At 74.0% G+C, this 20,728-nt stretch carries 16 protein-coding genes and 1 pseudogene; 6 read left to right on the top strand and 11 right to left on the bottom strand.

Annotated features, from left to right (window positions below):
* Positions 1-5: 5 nt before the first annotated feature.
* On the bottom strand, positions 6-1,097 hold the full coding sequence (locus Sfr03f_RS22640; protein ID WP_108955817.1) for a magnesium and cobalt transport protein CorA: 1,092 nt from the start codon (positions 1,095-1,097) through the stop codon (positions 6-8).
* A gap of 494 nt (positions 1,098-1,591) precedes the next feature.
* On the opposite strand from Sfr03f_RS22640, the gene ssuE reads away from it, so the two are divergent.
* Positions 1,592-2,158 carry an NADPH-dependent FMN reductase gene (gene ssuE / locus Sfr03f_RS22635; protein WP_108955816.1) on the top strand — a complete coding sequence of 189 codons (567 nt, stop codon included), beginning with the start codon at positions 1,592-1,594 and terminating at the stop codon, positions 2,156-2,158.
* Between the two features lie 46 nt (positions 2,159-2,204).
* The gene (locus Sfr03f_RS22630; protein ID WP_108955815.1) at positions 2,205-3,368 is read left to right on the top strand and encodes an LLM class flavin-dependent oxidoreductase; all 1,164 of its coding nucleotides are present in this window, start codon (positions 2,205-2,207) and stop codon (positions 3,366-3,368) included.
* A 129-nt stretch (positions 3,369-3,497) separates the two neighbouring features.
* Here Sfr03f_RS22630 and Sfr03f_RS22625 read toward each other — a convergent pair whose 3' ends face one another.
* Positions 3,498-5,741: a glycoside hydrolase family 9 protein gene (locus Sfr03f_RS22625; protein ID WP_108955814.1), complete on the bottom strand. Its 2,244-nt coding sequence runs from the start codon at positions 5,739-5,741 to the stop codon at positions 3,498-3,500.
* Between the two features lie 319 nt (positions 5,742-6,060).
* Complete coding sequence (locus Sfr03f_RS22620; RefSeq protein ID WP_108955813.1) at positions 6,061-6,483, bottom strand: DUF350 domain-containing protein; 423 nt, start codon at positions 6,481-6,483, stop codon at positions 6,061-6,063.
* 173 nt (positions 6,484-6,656) lie between these two features.
* Between Sfr03f_RS22620 and Sfr03f_RS22615 the strand changes: the two genes are divergently transcribed.
* Entirely contained in the window at positions 6,657-6,956 is a 300-nt protein-coding gene (locus Sfr03f_RS22615) for a hypothetical protein (RefSeq protein ID WP_108955812.1), read from the top strand.
* 39 nt (positions 6,957-6,995) lie between these two features.
* On the opposite strand, the gene Sfr03f_RS22610 is transcribed toward Sfr03f_RS22615, so the two are convergent.
* Complete coding sequence (locus Sfr03f_RS22610) at positions 6,996-7,472, bottom strand: hypothetical protein (RefSeq protein ID WP_174721633.1); 477 nt, start codon at positions 7,470-7,472, stop codon at positions 6,996-6,998.
* A 368-nt stretch (positions 7,473-7,840) separates the two neighbouring features.
* Entirely contained in the window at positions 7,841-8,623 is a 783-nt protein-coding gene (locus Sfr03f_RS30355) for a hypothetical protein (RefSeq protein WP_159105709.1), read from the bottom strand.
* A 192-nt stretch (positions 8,624-8,815) separates the two neighbouring features.
* On the opposite strand from Sfr03f_RS30355, the gene Sfr03f_RS22600 reads away from it, so the two are divergent.
* The 3 genes from Sfr03f_RS22600 to Sfr03f_RS22590 all read left to right on the top strand — a co-directional run bounded on the left by Sfr03f_RS22600 (position 8,816) and on the right by Sfr03f_RS22590 (position 13,706).
* Complete coding sequence (locus tag Sfr03f_RS22600; RefSeq protein WP_108955810.1) at positions 8,816-9,694, top strand: SGNH/GDSL hydrolase family protein; 879 nt, start codon at positions 8,816-8,818, stop codon at positions 9,692-9,694.
* A gap of 224 nt (positions 9,695-9,918) precedes the next feature.
* On the top strand, positions 9,919-12,204 hold the full coding sequence (locus Sfr03f_RS22595) for a molybdopterin-dependent oxidoreductase (RefSeq protein ID WP_108955809.1): 2,286 nt from the start codon (positions 9,919-9,921) through the stop codon (positions 12,202-12,204).
* Positions 12,205-12,443: 239 nt separating this feature from the next.
* Positions 12,444-13,706, top strand: a complete 1,263-nt coding sequence (locus tag Sfr03f_RS22590) for a PP2C family protein-serine/threonine phosphatase (RefSeq protein ID WP_108956007.1) — start codon at positions 12,444-12,446, stop codon at positions 13,704-13,706.
* Between the two features lie 73 nt (positions 13,707-13,779).
* On the opposite strand, the gene Sfr03f_RS22585 is transcribed toward Sfr03f_RS22590, so the two are convergent.
* From Sfr03f_RS22585 to Sfr03f_RS22560, 6 genes and pseudogenes are all read right to left on the bottom strand, one after another.
* Positions 13,780-15,066 carry an MFS transporter gene (locus tag Sfr03f_RS22585; protein ID WP_218028175.1) on the bottom strand — a complete coding sequence of 429 codons (1,287 nt, stop codon included), beginning with the start codon at positions 15,064-15,066 and terminating at the stop codon, positions 13,780-13,782.
* Positions 15,067-15,226: 160 nt separating this feature from the next.
* Positions 15,227-15,427 (bottom strand): ferredoxin, encoded by a 201-nt coding sequence (locus tag Sfr03f_RS22580; protein WP_108955808.1) that lies wholly within the window; start codon positions 15,425-15,427, stop codon positions 15,227-15,229.
* A 32-nt stretch (positions 15,428-15,459) separates the two neighbouring features.
* A complete protein-coding gene (locus Sfr03f_RS22575) occupies positions 15,460-16,674 on the bottom strand; it encodes a cytochrome P450 (RefSeq protein WP_108955807.1) in 1,215 nt (404 codons plus the stop codon).
* 448 nt (positions 16,675-17,122) lie between these two features.
* The gene (locus Sfr03f_RS22570) at positions 17,123-17,995 is read right to left on the bottom strand and encodes a carbohydrate ABC transporter permease (protein ID WP_108955806.1); all 873 of its coding nucleotides are present in this window, start codon (positions 17,993-17,995) and stop codon (positions 17,123-17,125) included.
* Positions 17,992-18,948: pseudogene (locus Sfr03f_RS22565) on the bottom strand (carbohydrate ABC transporter permease); the annotation flags it as partial. The gene Sfr03f_RS22570 and the pseudogene Sfr03f_RS22565, both read right to left, overlap by 4 nt.
* 254 nt (positions 18,949-19,202) lie before the next feature.
* On the bottom strand, positions 19,203-20,639 hold the full coding sequence (locus tag Sfr03f_RS22560; RefSeq protein ID WP_108955805.1) for an ABC transporter substrate-binding protein: 1,437 nt from the start codon (positions 20,637-20,639) through the stop codon (positions 19,203-19,205).
* Positions 20,640-20,728: the final 89 nt, after the last annotated feature.

Here is a 20,728-nt window from a genome sequence, read left to right as displayed (position 1 = left end):
GGCCGTCACAACCAGCCGTTGCGCTTGAACCCGCGGTGGATGAAGAAGCAGGCCACCACGATCAGCCCGATCGCGTAGGCGTACCCGTACCGCCAGTGCAGCTCGGGCATGTGCTCGAAGTTCATGCCGTACACGCCGCACACCATGGTGGGGACGGCGATGATCGCGGCCCACGCGGTGATCTTGCGCATGTCCTCGTTCTGCGCCACGGTCACCTGGGCCAGGTGGGCCTGCAGGACGGAGTCCAGCAGTGCGTCGGAGGCGGTTATCTGCTCGGTGACGCGGGCCAGGTGATCGGCGACGTCGCGGAAGTAGGCCCGGATCTCCGGCGTGACCGGCGAGGAGGGGTCGCTCGCCAGCCGGGCCAGCGGCTGTGCCAGCGGCACCGCCGCCCGCTTGAACTCCAGCACCTCGCGCTTGAGCTGGTAGATGCGGCCGGGATCGGCGGTGCGGTCGGCGGGGGAGAAGACCTGGGTCTCCACCGCGTCGATGTCGTCCTGCACGGCCGCCGCCACCGTCAGGAACTCGTCGACGACGTGGTCCGCGACCGCGTGCAGCACCGCCGACGGGCCCTCGGCCAGCAGCCGCGGCTGCGATTCGAGCTCCTCCCGCAGCGGGCCCAGCGAACCGTGGCTGCCGTGGCGGACGGTGACCACGAAGCGGGGACCGGTGAAGACCATGATCTCGCCGGTGTCCACCACCTCGCTGGTCGCGGTCAGTTCGGCGTGCTCGACGTAGGTGACCGTCTTGAAGACGGAGAACAGCACGTCGCCGTACTGCTCCACCTTGGGCCGCTGGTGGGCGTGGACCGCGTCCTCCACCGCCAGCGGGTGCAGCCCGAACAGCTCGGCCACATCGGCGAACTGCTCGGCGGCGGGCTCGTGCAGCCCCAGCCAGACGAAGCCGTCGCGGTGCCCGGCGGCGAGCCGGACCGCCTCGTGCACGCTCGCCGGACCCTCCTGCCGGACACCTCCGCGGTAGACGACGCAGTTCACCACCGTCGATCCCAGGGGCGAGCGGGCGGGATGGCTGAGATCCACCCGGCGCGCACGCCGCGCCAGGCGCGCCACCTTGCGCAGGTTGCCGACCATGGACATGTTGGGGGCCACGCTCCTTCGCCCGACTAGGCCTTCAGCGCTGCTCATTGTGCCTCGCCCGCCGGCCCCGCGGCGTCTCGCATGGCGGCCACGGCGTTGACGGCCGCGAAACCCCCGTGCTTGCATCGGAGCATGCCGCGCCAGATTCTCACCTGCCGCCGCTGCGTCGACCTGGTCCGTGTCGCCGCAGCGCTGTGTCGCGTGGCCTGACACCGGTTCCTTCCCGGTCGCTCCCTCCCTCCGCGCCGCACGGTGAGCAGCCGTCGGGCCGCTGACGTTGCGTCGGCCCCGGCTCGCGCCACACGTCCGGCCCCGGTGCCCGCATGTCCCGCGGGGCCTTCGCCCGTCCTTCCTCCCGGGCGCCCTCGTCCCTGCCCCGGCCCGTCCCGGCCGCCGCGCGGGGGCGACCGGCGTGCCCGTGCGCGGAGGGTCCGGCCCACCGCGCCCGCAGTCCACCGCCGCATTCCCCCATCCCGTTCCAGGAGATCCGCCTCATGGCCACCGTCCTCTCGCTCTCCGGCAGCCCGTCCCCGACCTCCCGCACCGCGCGCCTGCTGCGCCACCTCGACGCCCGTCTGACCGCACAGGGCCACCACGTCGTCCCGCTGGACGTCCGCACCCTGCCCGCGGAGGCGCTGCTCGGCGCCGACTTCGGCCACCCCGCGATCGCCCGGGCGACGGCCCTGGTCGCCGAGGCGGACGGCCTGGTGATCGGCACGCCGGTCTACAAGGCCGCCTACTCCGGGCTGCTCAAGTCCCTGCTGGACCTGCTCCCGCAGTACGCGCTGACCGGCAAGACGGTGCTGCCGCTCGCCACCGGTGGGTCCACCGCACATGTGCTCGCCATCGACTACGCCCTCCGCCCGGTGCTGAGCTCCATGGGCGCAGGCCACATCGTCCAGGGCTGGTTCACCCTCGACAAGGACATCACCGTCGCCGAGGACGGCACGGTGACCGTCGCCGAGCCGGCCGCCGGCGCCCTGGAGGGCGTGGTGGACCAGTTCTCCGCCGCCCTCACCGACCACGCCCGCCGGACGGTCGTCCGCGCCGTCGCCGCGTGAACGCGCGCCCCGCAGACCCGACCGCTCCCGAAAGGCGACCCCTCCGGTGACCCTCACCTTCCACTGGTTCATGCCCACCAACGGCGACAGCCGTGACATCGTCGGCGGCGGCCACGGCGTCCGCACCGGCGCCGCCGGGGCGGACCGGCCGGCCACCGTCGGCTACCTCAGCCAGATAGCCCTGGCCGCCGAGGACCTGGGCTTCGTCGGCGCGCTGACCCCCACCGGCACCTGGTGCGAGGACGCCTGGCTGACCACCGCCATGGTCAGCCGTCACACGGAGCGGCTGAAGTTCCTGGTCGCCTTCCGCCCCGACTCCGTCTCGCCCACCCTCGCCGCCCAGATGGCCTCCACCTACCAGCGGCTCACCGGCGGGCGGCTGCTGGTCAACGTGGTGACCGGCGGCGAGAGCAGGGAGCAGCGCGCCTACGGCGACTTCCTGGACAAGGACCAGCGCTACGAGCGCACCGACGAGTTCCTGCACGTGGTCCGCGGCCTGTGGGCGGGGGAGCGGGTCACCCGCACCGGCCGGCACCTGCGGGTGGAGGAGGCCGAGCTCAGCCGGCTGCCCGACCCGGCGCCGCAGATCTACTTCGGCGGCTCCTCGCCCCGCGCGCTCGAGGTCGCCGCACGGCACGTCGACGTCTACCTCACCTGGGGAGAGCCGCCCGCCGCCGTCGCGGAGAAGATCGCGCGCGTCCGGGCGCACGCCGAGGCCCAGGGCCGCCGGCTCCGCTTCGGCATCCGGCTGCACGTCATCACCCGCGACACCGCCGAGCAGGCGTGGGCGGAGGCGCGACGGCTGCTGGACGGCTTCGACCCGCAGACGGTGCGGGCCGTGCAGGAGGGGCTCGCCCGCAGCGAGTCCGAGGGGCAGCGCCGCATGCTGGAGCTGCACGGCGGCGGCAACACCGACGGCCTGGAGATCCACCCCAACCTCTGGGCGGGTATCGGCCTGGTCCGCGGCGGGGCGGGCACCGCGCTGGTCGGCAGCCACGAGGAGGTCGCCGACCTGATCGGGGAGTACCACGCCCTGGGGATCGACGAGTTCGTGCTCTCGGGGTATCCGCACCTGGAGGAGGCCTACTGGTTCGGCGAGGGCGTCCTGCCCCGCCTCGCCTCGCGCGGCCTGTGGACGCACCCGGCCCGCCCGGCGTCCCTGACGCGGCCCGCGCCCCAGGTTCCCTTCGCGGCGGCGGCCCCCCGCTGACCGCGGCGGCCCGGTGACGGCGGTCTGCTGACGGCAGCGGCCTGCTGACCGGGGCCGCCGCACACGGCGGTGCGCCGGGCGGGGACCTCCTCCCGCCCGGCGCACCGGGACCGTGGCACCGCCCCGCGGCTACCCCTGGTCCGCCGCGAACGACGCCATCCAGGCCAGGGCCGCGTTCCAGTTCACCGTCAGCTCGTTGGTGGACCAGGACTGGATGTCGTCCACGTAGCAGAACTGGCCGGTGCAGCCGCGCAGCAGGCTCTGCGCCACCGGGTCCTGGATGCTGGAGTTCGGGCCCCCGGACAGCGTGCCCGCCGGCGGGTTGGGCAGGCTCGGCTCCAGCTGGTGGGCGTACCACCGGCTGTGCTGGTTCACCGAGGTGACGTCGCCGTAGCCGGTCACGTACGAGATGTTCAGCGCGTTGCGGCCCAGGATGTAGTCCAGGCTCTGCAGCGCCCCGTCGCGGTAACGGCGGTCACCGGTCAGGTCGTACGCGGTGGCGATGACGTGCGCGTTGTTCAGGATCTGCGCGTTCGAACCCCAGTCGTAGACGTTGTCCTTCGGCGCGTACGGCAGGCCGTACGGGTGCTCGCGCAGGGTCGCCAGGTAGGTGTCGGCGCCCTTGACCACCGAGGCGCGCACGGAGCGCAGACCCGGGAGGCGGTTCGGCACGGTGGCGAGGTCCAGCCGGCCCGCCGCCGCGGTGCGCTGCCAGTCGAAGCCGAGCGGGTTCCAGATGTCCGCCGTGTGCACCGGGGACTTGAGGATGTACCGCTCGTACTCGCGGTCACCGGTGGTCAGGTACAGCTGCACGGCCGCCCAGTAGAACTCGTCGGAGGCGTCGGTGTCGGGGTAGGCGCCGCCGCCGATGCCGTCGTTCGGGTCCGGCAGGAGGTCCGGGTGGGCGAGCGCGGCCCGCCAGGCGGTCTTCGCGGAGGCCAGGGACTCCTTGGCGAACGCCCGGTCGTAGGGACGGTAGAGGCGGGCCGCCTGCGCGGCGGTGGCCGCCAGGTTCAGGGTGGCCGTGGTGGTCGGCGGGTGCAGCTCACGCTTCTTCGGGTCCAGGTGCGGCATCAGCGGCAGCCCGGTCCACTCGGAGTCGTGGATCTTGTGGTGCGCCATGCCGGCCAGCGGCTGCCCGCTCGGCACCTGCATCTTCATCATGAACTCGAGCTCCCAACGCGCCTCGTCGAGGACGTCGGGGACCCGGTTGCCGGACTCGGGGATCACCAGGCTGCCGTCGCGCAGGGAGCCCGGGCTGCCCGAGGGGGCGTGCAGGGCACGCTCGTAGGTGCGCAGCAGCTCCCAGGTGGAGATGCCGCCGTTGACGACGTACTTGCCGTGGTCGCCGGCGTCGTACCAACCGCCCGCCACGTCCAGGGAGTAGTCGCAGACGCCTTCCTGGCAGGGCACGTCGGTGTCGCCCTGGTTGGGCGCCTCGCCGACGTGGCCGGCCGGGCGGCCGTAGCCCGGGCGCAGGTCGTCACGGATCGCCTGGCCGGATCGCTGCGTGTAGTAGAACTTCAGCGAGTCCAGCCGGAGCCGCTCGTAGGCCGTCGCGGAGATGTCGAAGGGGCGGCTGGTCTCGCCGTCGGCGACCAGCACGAAGCCCCTGCCGGAGCCGCGGTAGGAACCGAAGTCGACGGAATGGACGTTCTGTCCGGAGGAGGCGTCGACGCCGCGCGGCACGGTCCTGCCGCGGGCCACCGCCTTGCCCCTGGAGTCGCGCAGCTCCCACGGCAGGGCAGCCGTCGCCTCGGTGACCACGGTCGCGTTCTTCGGTCCCTTGGGCAGGTAGCCGACCTGGTTGACGCGCACCCGCGGGCCGGTGTCCGGCTCGTACTCCTGCGGCGGCACGCCGCCCACCAGGGAGATGTCGTCGAGGCACATCCGCCACGCGTCGGCGCTGCCGCCGGCCTGGAAGGCCACCTGGGCCTGCGTGGTGTCGGCCGGCGCGGTGAAGGTGTAGGTGTAGTCGTTGCCGGAGACGCTCAGCTGCGGGCTGACCTCGAAGTAGGTGTCGTACGGATCCACGGCCAGGCCCACCACGGCCCGCACCACGTGGTCCGCCGGGTTCCCGGTCGCCGAGAACGAGAAGCGGTAGGTCTGGCCCTCCTGCAGCGTGAGGTCGTTGTGGCCGACGATCGCGTCCCAGCGGTTGGCGGTGCCGCCGGGTATCGCGGCGCACAACTGCCCGTCCTGCAGCGCGGTGGTGACGTTCGCGCTGCTCCACCAGGGATCGGTGGACGAGTCGAAGGTGCCGTTCCTGATCAGCTCGACCTCGTCGGCGCCCGCCGGGCCGGCGGGCAGGGTGAGGGCGGCCGCCAGCAGGGCCGTCGTCACGCCGAGCAAGGTGGTTCTGCGTCGTTTCACGTCCGGGGCTCCTCGGTCGTGGTGCGGGTGGTCACGGGCGTGCCCGACCGGGAGGCAGGCAGGTGGGAGCGCTCCCATCCCGGTAGGCGGTCATGCTCATCCACATCTGATCCGGCGTCAATGGGATGGACGGGACGGATGTGGGGGACGGGAAGAAGCGCGACGTCAGAGCGGTGGGAGTTCTCGGGCGCGAGGAGGGCGGACCACCGCGGAGGGCGGCGACGGACGGGTCCGCGGCGGGAGTTCGTGTCCGGAGGGGTGGAACGGGCGGCGGCCCGGGCGCGGTCGGCGGGCCCGGGCCGGCGGAAGGCGGGAGGCGTCAGGCGATGGAGGCGGAGACGATGGCGGAGACCGCCAGGTTGCAGGAGGCGGTGACCCACACGGCGGGGTGCGGCTCGGGCTCGACCAGGGTGGCGCCCAGCTTGCCCGGGGTGACCAGGTCGACCACGAGGAAGGCCACGGCCATCATCACCAGACCCAGCAGGCCGAACACCGCGGTCGACAGCAGCCCCTTGCCGAAGTCCTCGTAGGTGGTCCAGATCGACGTGAAGACGATGCCGCCGATGCCCAGCAGCGCCGAGCTGAGCAGCACGGCGGCGTTGCGGTTGCGCTGCTCCCATATCTGCCGGCCCAGCTTGCCGGGCGTCAGCAGGTCGATCAGGAAGATGCCGAGGATCAGCAGGACCACGCCCAGGGCGCCGTACGCGGTGGCCCGGCCGAGGCCTTCGATGATGTCGTTCATAAGGGTGTCCGGCTCCAGCGATGAGTGATCGGCAGTCAAGGAGAGGCAAAATCTAGCGCAGATGTTCGGCACCGGCGGTGGCGAGGCCGCGGCCCGGTCCGGCCGTCCGCTGTTCAGGCGGACTTCACCGCGGCGTCCCCTGCCGTGCGGGGCGCCGCCGGTACGTTCCGGCCATGCCGACCGACCCCTCGGTGATCCGGCTCCTGGCCGTGCTCGCCGTCCTCCTCTGCGTGCCTCTCGCGGCCGCGCTGGGCCTGCGCGCCCTGGAACTCGCCGGGCTGCTGGGTGCCGGACGGCCAGGCGCGCCGCCCTCCGCCCGGCCCTCCGTCCGGCTCGCCGAGGTGGCGGACGCCGCCGTCCGCCGCCCCCGGGCGCACCGTCTGCGCGCGCTGGCCGGGTGCGTCCTGGGCGCCTCGGCCCTGGCGTCGTGCGCCGCCCTCGCCGTGGTGACGGCGGTACGCGGTCAGGCGTGACGGTCGGCCCGGAGCGACCTGCGGGCCGACCGCCGGCCGTCAGGGGCGAGCCGTGTCCTCGGGCCACACGACGGTGACGGGGACGTGGACGCCCAGCGCGTACGCGACCGTGTCGGCGGTGCCGCCGTGGCCGAGGGCCGGCCGTCCGTCCCACACGGCGAGGAGTTCGTCGCTCAGACCCACCAGGATCTCCCCCGCGGCCTGCCGGGCCTGGGGGGTCGACGCCTCCATTCCTGTCCGGTGCACGCACCGCGCCTGCTTCACCAGGTCGTCGTAGAGAGGCAGGTGCTCCGACGACAGGGTGGACCGGTGGTCGTCGGCGGGGACGACGATCTCCAGCGCGGCGCCCGCGTCCAGCGCGGCCCTGGCCAGCCGGCTCTCCGGGCCCTCGGCGGCGCAGGTGACCACGGTCAGCGAGGCCGGGTCGTAACGCCTCAGCCGTTCGGCGAGCCTTTCAAGGACCTGGGAGACGATCTCGTGGCCCAGGCCGTGGTGCCCGGTGATTCCCACACGCATGGTGCGATTCCTCTACACGTACGAAAGTGGAACGTGATGTCGAACTTCCGCACCATAGCGCCGAGTCGGCGCCGCGGAGTGGCGCGTTACGGGAAACGCCGGGAGAAGAACGGGAGCGGCGGGAGGGGGCCGGGCCCGGTGGTCGGGTGTGCGCGCGGCGGCGTGCGGGGATCCACGTCGTCCGGCCCGCGCCGGTGCGCGGCTCGCGCCGGCGCGAAGACCGCCTCCCCGGTGCGAAGTCCGCCTCCCCGGTGCTCACCTCGCGCCGGTGCGGGGCCCCCGTGCTCGGCCCGCCCCGGGCCGAGGGCCGCCCCCGTCCGCGGCGCACGCCGATGGGGAGGCAGCCTCCGTACGCCGTGGCCGTCGGGTCAGGCGAGCTTGGCCGCCTGGGCGTCGATGACGTGCGAGGGGATGTCGTAGGGCTTGTTGTCGACGAGCCGCGCGAGGTTGGACCCGTAGAAGGTGGCCACCACGTTGCCCTGGCGGACCACCTCGACGTGCACGGTGGCCTCGCCCTCCTCCGCGGCGACGGTCACCGCGTAGGCGACGGACTCGTCGCCCTTGCCCGACGCCTTCTCCTCGACGACCTTGTTGACCTTCTGCGCCCCGTCGAACTTCATGTCGAAGCCGCCGGCGCAGTCCTTCGCCGACGCGGAGGCCGCGGCCACGCCCTCCTGGGCGCCCTCGCCCTCGTAGGAGGCGAGCGAGACGATCACCATGTCCATGTCCATGGAGTCGTCGAAGGCATCCTTCCACTCCTCCGGCTCCATGCCCTCCATGGACTCCGGAGCCTCCTTGTCCTCCACGACGTTGCTCAGGGTCTCGGCCGCGGGCGACCCCGGGGCGAAGCCGGACACCGTCTGGGCGATGGCGAGGCACTTCGGATCCGTGCTCTTGACGTCCTCTCGGTCACCGGGGGCGGCCGGCGCCTTCTTGACCTTGAACCCCTTCTCGACCTCGTCGTTCGTGAGGTGCAGGGCCTTCAGCTCGGTCTCGGTCAGCGGCTTCGCGGCGGGCCCGGAGCCGCCGGCGGCATCGCTGCCGGACTTCGCGGCGGAACCGCCCTCCGAGCAGCCGGTCACCAGCGCGAGGGAGAGGGCGGAGAGCAGGGCCGCGCCCGCGTGCAGGCGGGTGATCTTCTTCAACATCATGACTTTCTGGTGATCCCGGCACGGAGAACCGTGGTCGTTCCCGTCGTGCGCCCATGAACGGGTCGAAGTGTCCAAGTCCCGTTGACACACTGTCAAACAGAATTTCGAACACCGGCATTGACACCGACCGTCCTTCCGCCGAGTCTGCCGGACGGCAACGGAGCCACCGGAACGAAGGGGTTGGGGAGTCGTATGGGGAAGAGCCGCCGAAGGACACTTTCCGGACTGGCCGCGCTGGGCGCGGCGGCATTGATGATCGGTGCGGGGGCGGCACCCAGCCCGGCGACGCCCGCCGAGCGGTACGTGGCGCTCGGGGACTCGTACACCTCCGGGCCGGGCATCCCGCGGCAGACGGACGCCGACTGCGCCCGCTCCGACCGCAACTACCCCTCGCTGACCGCGCGGGCGCTGCACGTCGCCTCGTTCAAGGACGTCAGCTGCGGGGGTGCGACCACCGCCGAGATGTGGCGTTCGCAGCGGAGCAACCCGCCCCAGCTGACCGCCGTCTCCAAGGACACCACGCTGGTCACCCTACAGATCGGCGGCAACGACATCGGCTTCGGCGAGATCATGGACACCTGCGGACGCCTCGGCGCGACCGATCCGGCCGGGGCGCCCTGCACGGCCCACTGGACCGGCGGCGGCAGGGACGTCCTCGCCGACCGCATCGCGGCGGCCGCTCCGCTGGTGGAGAAGGTGCTGGACGCCGTCCACGCCCGCTCGCCGCGGGCCCGGGTGTACGTCCTGGGCTACCCGCCGATCCTCCCGGAGAGCGGCCCCGGCTGCTGGCCGGTGGTGACGGCGGCGGCCGGCGACGTGCCGTACATGAGGGCCACCGCCAAGCGGCTCAACGCGATGCTGCGCGAGGTCGCGGAGGACGGACGCGCCCGCTACGTCGACACCTACACCCCGGCGATCGGCCACGACGCCTGCCGGCCGCCCGCCGAGCGCTGGACGGAGCCGCTGGTGCCGGCCTCCCCGGCCGCCCCCTTCCACCCCAACGCGGCAGGCGAACGGGCGATGGCCGACGCGCTGCTCGCGCGGCTGGCGGAACCGGGCCGCGGTCGCTGATCCCGGCCCGCGAGGGGCCCGGCCGGAGACGGCCGGGCCCCTCGCGGGCGGCGTTCGCCGCCCCCGCGCCGCGGCCGGCACGGAGTGCGCGGCCCCCGCGCCGGCGTCTTCGCCCCGGGTGGTCGAGGTCGTGCTCCGCTCCGCGGAGTGACCGTCCCGCGGGGCGCGGAGGCCGGCGGAAACGGTCCCGGCGACCCCCCTCCCGGACAGGCGTACCGGTCGGTATGCTCGGCCCGTCGTCGTCACCGTGCGGGAGGAAACACGTGTCCGAGGTCAGCAACTCCCGTACCGCGCTGCGGATCTGCCCCCTGTGCGAGGCTACCTGCGGCCTCGTGCTCACCGTGGAGGGCAGCCGGGTCACCGGCGCCCGGGGCGACCGCGAGGACGTGTTCAGCCAGGGCTTCGTCTGCCCCAAGGGCGCGGCCTTCGGCCAGCTCGACGGCGACCCCGACCGGCTGCGCGCGCCCCTCGTGCGCCGGGACGGCGAGCTGCGCGAGGCCACCTGGGAGGAGGCGTTCGCCGCCGTCGCCGAAGGCATGGCCCCGGTCCTCGAGCGGCACGGGGGAGAGGCGGTCGGCGTGGTGCTCGGCAACCCCACCGTGCACACCATGGCCGGCGCCCTCTACCCGCGCCTGCTGCTCGGCGCGCTGGGCACCCGGAACCTCTTCACGGCCTCCACCGTCGACCAGATGCCCAAGCACGTCTCCTGCGGACTGCTCTACGGCGACCCCGACGCCATCCCGGTGCCCGACCTGGACCGCACCGACCACCTGCTGATCGTCGGGGCCAACCCCCTGGAGTCCAACGGCAGCCTGTGCACCGCCCCCGACTTCCCCGGCCGCCTCAAGGCCCTGCGGCGGCGCGGCGGCACCCTCACCGTGATCGACCCGCGCCGCACCCGCACCGCCGCGCTCGCCGACCGCCACGTGGCGGTCCGCCCCGGCACCGACGCGCTGCTGCTCGCCGCCATGGCGCACGTGCTGTTCGAGGAGGACCTGGTGGACACCGGCGGCCTCGCGCCGCACCTCGACGGCCTCGACCGTCTCCCGGAGGCCCTGCGGGAGTTCACCCCCGAGGCGGTCGCCGCCGTCTGCGACGTGGAGCCCGCGGTGGTGCGCACCCTGGCCCGCGAACTGGCCGCGGCGCCGTCCGCCGCCGTCTACGGACGCGTCGGCAGCTGCACCGTGCCGCACGGCACCCTCGCCAGCTGGCTGGTCGACGTCCTCGCGGTCCTGACCGGCAACCTCGACCGCCCCGGCGGCCTGATGTTCCCCCAGGCCGCCACCGCCCGGGCGCCACGGCCCGCCGGGCCGGGCCGCGGCTTCACGCTGGGCCGCCGCCACTCCCGGGTCGCGCGGCACCCCGAGGCCAAGGGCGAACTGCCGCTGGCCGCCCTCGCGGAGGAGATCGACACCCCCACCGACGAGGGCGAGCCGATCCGTGCCCTGGTCGTCTCCGCGGCCAACCCGGTCCTCTCCGCGCCCGACGGGGAGCGGCTCGACCGGGCGCTCGCCTCACTCGACTTCATGGTGAGCGTGGACCCCTACCTCAACGAGACCTCCCGGCACGCCCACGTGGTGCTGCCGCCTCCGCCGCCCGCCCAGAGCCCGCACCACGACTTCGCCTTCAACTCCCTCGCGGTGCGCAACCAGGTGCGCTACACCCGCCCCGCCGTCCCCCTCGAACCCGGACGCATGGCCGAGAGCGAGATCTTCGCCCGCCTGGTCCTCGCGGTGAGCGGCGCGCCCGGCGCCGACCCGGCCACCGTCGACGCCACGGTGGTCTCCCGGACCCTCGGCCACGCCGTGCAGGACCCGCACTCCCCGGTGCACGGCCGCGACCCGCAGGAGCTCGCCGCCCAGCTCACCGGCGCGGACGGCTGCGAACGCCGCCTCGACCTGATGTTGCGCCTCGGCCCCTACGGCGACGGCTTCGGCGCCCGCCCCGACGGGCTCCGGCTGAGCGAGCTCCTCGACCACCCCCACGGCATCGACCTCGGACCGCTGCGCCCGAGGCTCCCCGAGGTGCTGCGGACCCGCAGCGGGCGCATCGAGCTGCTGCCGGAACCGATCGCCGGCGACCTGCCCCGGCTGCGGCAGGCCCTCGGTCACCGCTTCGACGAGATGCTCCTGGTCGGGCGCCGGCACCTGCGCTCCAACAACAGCTGGATGCACAACCTCCCCGCCCTCACCGGCGGTTCCAACCGCTGCACCCTGCAGGTCCACCCCGAGGACGCGGCCCTGCACGGGATCGCCGACGGGCAGACGGTCCGCGTCAAGGGAGCCGGCGGCGAGGTCACCGCGCCCGCCGAGCTCACCGACGCCGTGCGCCGCGGCGTGGTCAGCCTGCCGCACGGCTGGGGCCACGACCGGCCCGGCACCCGCACCCGCCACGCCTCCGCCGACCCCGGCGCCAACGTCAACCAGCTCCTCGACGGCACCCTGCTCGACCCGCTCTCCGGCACCGCCGTCCTCAACGGATTCCCCGTCACCCTCTCGCCCGCCGGCTGACCCGCCCCCTGCCGCCCGCGCCGCCGCGATCGGACCAACCGGACGGGCTGCCCACCGCCCCCCGTGCGAGGGTGGAAGCCGTTCGTCCAGGCCGGGGCAGGAGGCGGGGTGTACCGCGCGACACGGGAACAAGGCCGCCGGATGCGCCCGCCGGGGCGCACCGGGAGGCGGGTGCGGTGAGCGAGCAGCAGGACGACGCGGTGCCCTTCGCCGACCTGCGCAAGCGCCTCGACTCCGAGATGGACGAGATCGCGCGGCACCTGCGGGCGCTCGGCTCCACCAAGAACCGGCTCCAGGGACTGCTGGACGCGGTGCTCGCCATCACCGGCGAACTCGAGCTCGACGAGGTCCTGCGGCGCATCGTCGCCACCGCCATGGAGCTGTGCGACACCCGCTACGGCGCCCTCGGCGTGCTCGACGAGACGGGCGAGCGGCTCGAGCGGTTCATCACCGTGGGGCTCACCGACGAGGAGTACGAGGCGCTGGCCGGCATCGAGTTCCCGCACGGCGAGGGCGTCCTGGGCCTGCTCATCCAGAACCCGGAACCCCTGCGCCTGGAGGACATCTCCGGCCACCCCGCCTCGGTCGGGTATCCGCCCGGCCACCCCGCCATGCGCAGTCTCCTGGGCGTCGCCATCAGCGTCCGCGGCGAGATCTACGGCGACCTCTACCTCTCCGAACGCCTCGACGGCCGGCCGTTCGAGAGCGAGGACGAGGAGGTCCTGGTCGCGCTGGCCAGCGCGGCGGGCATCGCCGTCGAGAGCGCCCGCCTCTTCGAGCAGGTCCGCGACAGCGCCGAGACCTTCCAGCGCCTGCTGCTCCCCACCCTGCCCGACCTCAGCCCCTTCTCCGCCGCCACCGTCTACCGTCCCGCCGCCGAGCCCCACCACCTCGGCGGCGACTGGTACGACGCGCTGCGGCTGCCGGACGGCGCGCTGGGCGTCGTCATCGGCGACGTCTACGGCCACGACCTGCACGCGGCCGCCACCATGTCGCAGATCCGCAACATGTTGTGGGCCCTGTTCTACGACCGTCGCAGCCCGCCCAGCGACGTGCTGCGCCAGCTCGACGTCACCCTGGCCGCCGGCACCGTCCAGCCGGTGACCACGGTGATGGTGGCACGGGTGGAACCCGCCGGGGACGCGTGGGACCTGCACTGGTGCGCGGCCGGCCACTTCCCGCCGCTGGTGATCCTGCCCGGCGGGCAGGCCGAGTACCTGCTGCACGAGCCGGGCCTGCCCCTGGGCGTCGACCCGGCCGAGCCCCGGCCGGACCACCGCAGGAGCCTGCCGCCCGGAGCCACCGTCGTCTTCTTCACGGACGGCCTGGTCGAGCACCCGGCCCACTCCATCGACACGGGGATGGACGCCCTGCTGGAACTGGCGCTCACGCACGCCGCCCTGCCCGTGGACGAGCTGGTGGACGCGCTCGCGGACCACCACCCGAGCGACGGGCACGACGACATGGCCATCCTCGCGCTGCGCCTGCCCGCTGCCGGCTGAGCGGTCGCTCGCGGGAGCCGGCCGGCGGGCGGGGACGCCGGGTCACACCAGGACGGCGGGCGGGGACGCCGGGTCACACCAGGGCGGCGGGCTCCACGCGCACACCACGCACACCGCGCCGCAGCAGCGCCGCGCCCGCGGCGGCGACGGCCAGCGCGGCCACCGCCGCGACCGCGGGGAGCGCGTAGCCGTGCCCGGGACCGTGCCGCTCCACGAACCAGCCCGCCACCGCGCTGCCCAGCGCGATGCCGCCCAGCAGGGCGGTGGTGGTCAGCGTCATGCCTTCGTTGAGCCGCTCCCTGGGCACCAGCTCCTGGACGAGACCGGTCCCGGTGATCATCGTGGGGGAGGTGGCCGCCCCGGCCAGGAACATCAGCGGCACCAGGGCGCCCAGCCCGCCGGCGAACGTCAGGGGCAGCATCAGCACGGCCATCCCGGCGACGCCGGCCAGGAAGCGCCGCACCGGCCCGCCCCGCCAGGCGACCACGCCGAACAGCAGCCCGGACACCGCGGATCCGGCCGCCTGCAGACCCAGCACCACCCCGGCCAGCGAGCCGTGTCCCACCGACTCGGTGAACGCCACGGTGACCAGCTCGAGGGAACCGAACACCGCGCCGGTGCAGAGGAAGGTGAGGGTCATGACCTGGATGCCCGGCTGCCGCAGCGGAGCGGTGGAGCGGCCGTCCGCCGCGGAACCGGGAGCGGCGGCCCGCACGGGCGGCTCGGTACGCCTTTGGGCGGCGAAGAGCAGTGTCCCGGCCAGGGTGAGCACCAGGGAGCAGACCTTGCCGGCCCAGGGGGCGACGGAGGTCGCCAGGCCGACGGCCAGGACCGGGCCCACGACGAAGCACACCTCGTCCAGCACCTGCTCGAAGGAGTTGGCCCGGTGCATGGCCACGGCGTCGCCGTCGTGGATCTCGGCCCACCGGGCCCGTGCCATCGCCCCCACGTTCGGCGCGGTGGTGGACAGGACGCTCGCGGCGATCAGCGCCCAGGCGGGAGCCCGCAGCACCGCGCACACCACCAGCACGGCCGTCCAGGCGGACGACCACACGGCGGCCGGCACCGCCACCCGTGCCTGACCGAACCGGTCGACCAGCCGCCCCAGCCACGGCATGGTCACCAGGGTGGTGATCAGCGAGGCGAAGGTGACCAGGCCCGCCAGGGCGTACGACCCGTGCGTCGACGACACCATCACCACCGTGGCGACACCCGACATGGCGAGCGCCAGCCGGGCGAGGAAGCCCGCACCGGTGAACGCGGCGGCTCCCTCGGCGGCGAACAGGCGGCGGTAGGGGGCGGGCACGAGGCGCGGACGCACGGCGACTCCGGTGGGGGCGGGACAGGACCGCGTGATCATGCCACGTGGTCCTGGACCGGTCGACCGGTATTCACGCCGCCGGGGGCGCCACCTCCCCTCGGCGCGGTCGTCGCCGCCCCTCCGTCGTGGTCGTCGCCCGCGGTCGGCGCTCGCGGTCGTTGCCCGCGGTCGGCGCTCGCGGTCGGCGCCCGTGACCCCGTCAGTCCCCGTCGACCAGCCGGACGGCCCCCGTCGGGCAGGTCGCCGCGGCCTCCCGCACCGCGGCGGCGTGACCCTCGCCCGGCTCCGGATCCAGGAGGATCACCCGCCCGTCCTCCTCCTGCTGGTCGAACACCTCCGGGGCCACCAGCACGCACTGGCCGGCGCCGCAGCACAGGCCCTGGTCCACCGCCACCTTCACGCCCGCCGCCCCCGCTCCCGGCGTCCCCGGCGTCACCAGCGGACCGGGAGCTGGGTCAGGGGAGTGACGATCAGACCGTCGTCGAGCTCCAACTCGTCCGCCGGGACTGCCAGTTCCAGGCCGGGAAGCCGCCGCAGCATCACCTCGAGCACCACCTGCATCTCGGTACGGGCGAGAGCCTGGCCGACGCAGGAGTGCGGGCCGACACCGAAGGCGATGTGCGGGTTCGGGCTGCGGTCCAGCACCATCTCGTCGGCCCGTTCGAAGACCGTGGTGTCCCGGTTGGCGGCCGCCATGCTCAGCATCGCCGTGGTCCCGGCGGGCAGCACGGCGTCGCCGACCGCCACCTCCTCGTCGACGAACCGGGGCAGACCCAGACCGAGCTGGGCGTCGAACCGCAGCGCCTCCTCGACCGCCGTGCGGATCAGCGAGCGGTCGGCGAGCAGGGCCTCCCAGCGGGAGCGGTCGGCGAGCAGCGCCGCCGTCATCTTGCCGATGCTGTTCGCGGTGGTCTCGTGCCCGGCGGCGAGCAGCCCCTTGGCCGTCCCGAGCAGCTCGGCGCCCTCCATCCGGTAGCCCGCGCCGTCGGTCTGCACGATCAGGTTGCTGATGATGTCGTCCTTGGGGTCGCGCCGCTTGGCCTCGATGTGGCCGAGCATGTAGGCGTCGAACTCCGCGGTCGAAGCGGCGGTCTCCTCCCTGGAGAACCGGCTGTAGTTCATCATCGCGTGCGACCAGTGGGCGAACCTCTCCCGGTCCTGGTCCGGCACGCCCAGCATCGAGCAGATCACCCGGACCGGCAGCGGGAACGCCAGGTGGGCCACGAGGTCGGCGGGCGGGCCGTGCTCCACCATGACGTCGACGAGTTCGTCCGCCATCCGCTCGATCTCCGGCCTCAGCGCCGTCATCCGCTTGGCGGTGAACCAGCGGCTGACCATGCGCCGCCACTGCCCGTGGGCCTCCCCGGTCGTCGCCATGCCCTGGGAGTCGCCCTGGCTGAACACATCCGTGCCGTCCGCGCTGAGACTCACCGCCCCCTCGGCCGACAGGTCCCGCGAGAAACGCGGGTCACTCATGACCGCGCGGACGTCCGCGTAGCGGGTCAGGAGCGTCATCTCCCCGCCGCCGACGGCGATCCGCGCGTGCGGACACCTCTCGCGCAGCTCCGCGAACTCGGCCGGCGGCTCCAGCGCCGACCGGGAGGGGAACGGATAACTCAGCGGTGCGGCGGCGTCGTCGACCGACATGGCGGGCCTCCTGAAACGGGACGGGATCAGGTGTCGCGTCACCCTAGGAACGCCGGTCCGGCCCGGCCAGAAGGCGTCCCGTGCCGCGCGGCCGGTTCCCGGCAGCAGGCGGCCCGCCCGACGGGGGCGGAACCCGGCGGTCCACCGCGCCCGGCCGCGCTGACCGGCGCGGACGACCCGAGGGGCGCGGCGGCCGCGCCCCCGCCGGCGCGGCCCACAATGGCGGGAATTGGCGTCCCGTACGGACGCGAGCGGCTCGGTGCGGCCCCCGAGCCGCCACCGCGCGGCCCCGGGCGGCCACCGCGCGGTCCCGGGCGGTCACGAGCAGCCGCAGCGCGGCCCCGAATGGCCACGAGCAGCCACCGTGCGGCCCTCCGAGGCACCCCTCCCCGTCCGGCCCCGGGCGCCCATGAGCGGCCGCGATGCGGCCCCCGGCCCCCCGCGCGGCTCAGCCCTTGTCCGCCCCACCCGTCAGCCCTTCCGCCAGCAGGCGTTCCGCGGCGAAGAAGAGCAGCACCACCGGAATCGTCAGCACCACCGAACCGGCCATCAGCACCGTCTTGGGCACCTCCACCCCGTCGGCGAGCTGCGCCAGGCCGAGGGAGACGGTCCACCGCTGGGGATCCGCCGCGAGGAACAGCAGGGCGAACAGGAACTCGTTCCAGGCGATCATGAAGACGTACAGGCCGGTGGCCATCAGCGACGGCACGGCCAGCGGCAGCACCACCTCGCGCACCGCCCGCAGCCGGGTGCAGCCGTCCAGCGCGGCGGCCTCCTCCACCGAGACCGGCACCGTGACCAGGTAGTTCTTCAACATGTACACCGAGACCGGCACCGTCTGCGCCACGTAGACGACGGCCAGCCCCACCAGACTGGAGGACAGCCCCAGCCTGGCGAAGATCACGAACAGCGGGACCGCCAGCAGGGTCGCCGGGAACAGGTAGACCGCGAGGAACAGGGCGCTCACCTGGCGGCGGCCGAAGAACCGCAGCCGGCTCACCGCGTACGCGCCGGGGACCGACGCGAGCAGGGTCAGCGCCACCGTCCCGAGCGACACCAGCCCCGAGTTGAGCAGGAACCGCAGGAAGCCCTGCCCGCCCGCGTCCGCGGACCGCAGGACGTCGCGGTAGGTGGACACCGTGAAGTCCTGCGCCGACACCCACAGCGACCCGGGCTCCAGCAGGAGCGCGTCGATCGGCTTCACCGACAGCAGCAGCATGTAGAGGAACGGCACCAGGGTGATCAGCGCCAACGCCACGACCACCAGCGGTCGCACCACCGCGAACAGCCGCTCCTCCCAGCGCGCCCGGGAGACGCTCACGACTCCTCCTCCCGCGCCCGGTCGCCGAAGAACCGGAAGTAGACCCCGAGCAGCACCATCAGCGAGGCGGCGAGCACCAGCGCCTGCGCGGCTGCCGCGCCCACGTCGTAGCGTGCGGTGAGGAAGTCGTAGACCCGCACGGCCGCCACGTCGGTGCCCGCGCCGCCGCCGGTCAGCAGATAGACGTCGTCGAACTTGTTGAACGTCATGATGAACCGCAGCACGCACAACAGGGCGAGCACCGGCGTCAGTTGGGGCAGCAGGACGTACCGGAACCGCTGGGTCGGCGTCGCCCCGTCCACGGTGGCCGCCTCCTCCAGGTCCGGCGGGACGGCCTGCAGGCGGGCCAGGACGAACAGGAACGCGAAGGGGAAGTACCGCCAGCTCTCGAAGGCGATCACCGTCAGCAGCGCCAGGGGCACGTCGACGTGCGCGCCCAGCAGGCCCACCTCGTAGCGGCGGGAGGTGAGGAAGGCGATCGGGTCGTCCCAGCCGAGGAAGCGCCGCCCCCAGTCGTTGACGATGCCGTACTGCGGGGAGAGGGCCACCTTCCACAGGAACGTCGCGGCGACCACCGGGGCGACGTACGGCAGCAGCATCGCCGCCCGCAGCGGTCCGCGGCCGCGGAAGGGCCGGCGCAGGGCCAGCGCGGCGACCAGCCCCAGCAGGACCGAGCCCGCCGTCCCGCCCACCGTGTAGACCAGGGTGACCAGCAGGCTCTCCCAGAAGCCGCCGGTGCCGAACACCTCGGAGAAGTTGTCCCACGTCCAGTGACCCAGCAGGCCCATGCCCTGGATGTCGACCAGCCGGGCGTCCTGGAAGGCGAGCAGGACCGTCCACAGGATCGGCAGGGCGACGACCACCAGCACCACGAGGACGGTGGGGGAGACGAAGGCGATGCCGGCCCGGTTGGCCCGCCGGCTCGCGGTCGACGGACGGCGGGCGGACGGACGGCGGGTGGACGCACGGCGCCCGGACCGGCGACCGCTCGACCGGTGGCGGCCGGCCGGACGGCGCCCGTCTCCGGGCGTGCGCGACGCCGGCTGAGGGCCGGACGCCGGCCGCGGGTGGGACGCCGGTGGGGGACCGGATGCCGCCGATGGACTGGGCGCCGGCTGCGGATCGGACGCCGACTGCGGACCGGACGCCGACTGGGGCCCGGACGCCGGTGGAGGATCGGACGCAGGCGGGGGACCGGACGCAGGGCTCACCGCGACCTCCGGGCCCCGGCGGCCCGCTCCAGCGACGCGCGCAGGGAGGCGACCTCCTCGTCTGCCTGGGCGGCCGCCTCGGCGGGAGAGAGCTGCCCCGCGGTCATCGCACCGATCGCCTTGGACACCGGCAGCTCCCCGCCCGCGGCGCCCACCAGGGCGCCCTCGCCCTGCGCGATGCCCCAGCGGCGCATCCGGTGCACACCCTCCACCAGCCGGTCCAGCAGCTCCGGTGGATACACCTCGTCGATGGGCCTGCGGGCGTCCACCCCCAGCTCGCTGCTCCGCCAGGCCCGCAGATAACGGTCCGGCTCCTCGGCGGTGCCCCGCCGGACCGGGATCTTGCCCTCGGGCGCCATGCCGAACCAGCCCTCGTACCCGGCGCCCATCATGTACTCGACGAACCGGCGTGAGGCCTCCTCCTCGGCGGTGCGGGTCACCGCCCAGGAGGTCACCTCACCGAACTGGGCGGGCTCCGCGGCGTCAGGACCCCGCAGCGAAGTGACGATCCCGCTGTTCCTCGCCAGGAACCCGGGGTCCTTCGCGCACTCCGGGCAGCTGGGCAGGGCGTCGGCCCGCAGACCGGCCATCTCGTCCAGGACGAACGACGACCAGATCACCATCGCACTGCGCCCCGCGAAGTAGGTGGCGCGGGTGGAGTCCACGGTCTGGGTCCCGGGCGCCCCGTAGTTCCGGGCGAGCCGGTCGTACACGGCGAACGCCCGCGCGCAGGGCTGTGACGCCAGGGCCACCCTTCCCGCCTCGACGAGCCGGCAGTCGTTGGCCAGGGCCAGGCTCTCGAAGCTCTGCGAGGTGAAGACGTCGGCGGGGTCGGTGGCCGCGGACATGCCGTCCCGGCCGTCGCCGGTGAGCCGTCTCGCGGCGTCGAGCACCCGCCCGTAGGTGTCCGGCGGGGGCAGACGCCGCCGGTCGAACCGGTCCTTGCGGTAGACCAGCAGCTGCAGCCAGGCGTCGGAGGGCACCGCGAGACGGGTGGCGCCGTCGGAAGCCAGTGCCAGGGCGTTCGCGTCGAAGGTGCCGGGCCCCAGCGTCGCGACGACGCGGCCCGCGACGCGGGTGTTCAGCAGTTCGTTGCCGTACATCTGCCAGATCTGTCCCAGCGTCGCCGCCCCGATCACGTCGGGGAGGGTGCCGGAAGCCGCGGCGGACATGACCAGCTGGGGCATCTGCGCCTCGGCGACCCCCACCAGCTCTACCTCGATCCCGGTGTCGCGCCGGAACCGGTCGACCACCTTCTCGGTGGCGGCGATGCGGTCCGGCAGGCTCTCCTGCGACCACACGGTGATCCGGCGGTCCGGCCGGCCGGGCCCGCTCTCCCCGGCACAGCCGGCCGGCGTCCCGAGGAGCAGGGCCGCCGCGGCGGCGAGCGCGGCCGTCCAGGGCCGCCGGGCCTCGCGCATCTGTGACCTCATCGCCTTCCCCTGCGCCGGACCGGTGGCCCGGTATCGCCTGCCGGTCCATCAGGAGTAAGCGCGGGCCCGACCGCACGCAACCGGACGGG

The organism is Streptomyces fragilis, assembly GCF_003112515.1.
Lineage (GTDB): Bacteria > Actinomycetota > Actinomycetes > Streptomycetales > Streptomycetaceae > Streptomyces > Streptomyces fragilis.
The sequence above is the reverse complement of the archived record's forward strand: the minus strand, read 5'-3'. Positions and strand labels throughout refer to the sequence as shown.